We start from the raw sequence: 2,504 nt of genomic DNA on the forward strand, positions 1-2,504 counted from the left end.
GGCACCTGACGCGGGCGTTTTCCCGGGCTCAGGCGTCTTCGCCCCCGCAGACGCTCGCCCGTCCGGGCGGCATGTGCTAACTTTCCCGTCCGTTTTTTCCCTCAACCGCCCTCACTTCTTCGTCCTTCGTCATGCAGAGCGACCTTCTTGCCAACCTCAATTCCAAGCAGCTCGAGGCGGCCACCGCCCCGGAGGAATCGATCCTGATTCTTGCGGGCGCGGGCTCCGGCAAGACGCGCGTGCTCACGACGCGCATCGCCTGGCTCGTGCAGCAGAACCTCGCCACGACGGGCGAGATCCTCGCCGTCACCTTCACGAACAAGGCCGCCAAGGAGATGCTGACGCGCCTCGAGGGGATGCTTCCCTACGACCTGCGCCGCATGTGGGTGGGGACCTTCCACGGGCTCTGCAACCGGATCCTGAGGCGCCACGCCGAATACGCCGGGCTCCCGAAGAGCTTCCAGATCATCGACTCGGGCGATCAGCTCTCGATGGTGAAGCGCATCATGAAGACGGCGAACGTCGACCCGGAGAAGACCGACCCGAAGAGCGTCTGCTGGTTCATCAACTGGATGAAGGAGCAGGGGCTGCGCTCGAACGTCGTGTCGGACAAGGACGGCAGCGCCGACCAGGTGAACCTCTACCGGGCCTACGAGCGCGAGTGCCAGCAGCAGGGCGTGGTGGACTTCGCCGAGCTGCTGCTGCGCTGCTACGAACTCCTCGAGCGCAACGAGCTCGTGCGGGCGCACTACCAGCAGCGCTTCCGCCACATCCTCGTGGACGAATTCCAGGACACGAACGTCCTGCAGTACAAGTGGCTCAAGCTCATGGCGGGCGTGGGGCTCGGCCCCGACGGGCGGAGCCTCAACGCCGTCTTCGCCGTGGGCGACGACGACCAGTCGATCTACGCCTTCCGCGGCGCGAACGTCGGCAACATGTCCGACTTTCTGAGGGACTTCAAGGTTGCCGACCCCATCCGCCTCGAGCAGAACTACCGCTCCACCGGCACCATCCTCGACGCCGCGAACGGGCTCATTGAACAGAATTCCGGGCGCCTGGGCAAGAACCTCTGGACCTCGGGCTCGAAGGGCGAGCCCATCGTCGTGAAGGAGCTCGCCAACGATCAGGAGGAGGCGCGTTGGGTGGTCTCGCAGATGCAGGTCGAACGCGACCGCGGCGCGCAGTGGCGCGACTTCGCCGTCCTCTACCGCACGAACGCGCAGTCGCGCTCGATCGAGTCCGAGCTCGCCGCGCGCGGCATTCCGTACCGCGTCTACGGAGGCCTGCGGTTCTTCGAGCGCGCCGAGGTGAAGAACGTCCTCGGGTACCTGCGCATGATCACGAACCCCTGGGACGACACGAGCTTCCTGAGGGTCGTCAACACCCCGACCCGCGGCATCGGCGCGAAGACGGTGGAGAACCTCCAGGCGGCCGCCCGCGAGCGCGGCGTGAGTCTCTGGGCGGCCCTCACCGACCCGTCGGTCACCGTGCCGCCGAAGCTCGCCGCCTTCGAGCACCTCATCACCTCGATGCGGTTGCAGGCCGAAAAGCTCCCGCTGCTCGACGCGATCGGCTACGTGATCAAGGCGTCGGGGCTCGAGGCCGCCGCGCGGCTCGAGCGCGAGGGCGAGGACCGCGTCGCCAACATGCAGGAGATCCTCTCGGCCGCGAAGGGGTGGCTGGATCTCGAAGGGGTGGACCTCACGCACCCGGCCTTCGCCCCACTGAACGAAGAGACGCCGTCTCCGATGGAGGGGTTCCTCACGCAGGCAACCCTCGAGGCGGGCGACAAGAACGAGGATGCGGGCAAGGACGCCGTGCAGCTGATGACGGTGCACTCCGCCAAGGGCCTCGAATTCCCCTGGGTCTGGATCATCGGCGCGGAGGAGGGGCTCTTCCCCCACTTCTCGGCGACGAAGGTGGGCGGCGGTGCGGACGGCACGAACCGGGGCGGCCTCGAAGAGGAGCGCCGCCTCATGTACGTCGCCATCACCCGCGCGAAGAAGCACCTCTGCTTCACGCACTGCACGGAGCGCATGATGTGGGGGAACCGCTTCAACAATCCCCTCTCCTCCTTCGTGGAGGAGATCCCCGAGGCGCTCCTCAACATGCGTCCCGTGTCGAAGCGCCGCTCGGACTGGGCCGACCGGCGGCGCGGCGACGAGGATGACGACGACGGCTACGGCCGGCAGTGGAAGGCGAATCGGTTCGGCGGATCGGAGCGGTCCGGGCGCGGGTTCGCGAAGGGCGGTTCCTGGTCGAACGGCGGCCGCTCCGGGTCTTCGGGGTCTTCCGGCTGGAGCGGCGGCAGGTCCTCCGGTTCGGGTTCGGGTTTAGCGGGCGCGGTCCCCGCGCGTTCGTCCGATTCCGGCACGGGCTTCAAGGCGGGCGATGCGGTCGTGCACGACGCCTTCGGCCGGGGAGTGGTGAAGCGCATCGTCGGCACGGGCGACGCCGCCGCCCTCGAAGTCGAATTCGCGGGCGCAAAGAAGACGCTCATCTTC

At 67.5% G+C, this 2,504-nt stretch carries 1 protein-coding gene; it reads left to right on the forward strand.

Translation table 11 applies throughout. The annotated features are described in order from the left end of the window. Positions 1 to 131 precede the first annotated feature (131 nt). The coding region (locus tag ACT6Y9_RS10405) for an ATP-dependent helicase (protein ID WP_443744481.1) at positions 132 to 2,504 on the forward strand (2,373 nt) is incomplete at its 3' end.

It is taken from the genome of Sutterella sp. (assembly GCF_052272535.1).
GTDB lineage: Bacteria > Pseudomonadota > Gammaproteobacteria > Burkholderiales > Burkholderiaceae_F > Sutterella.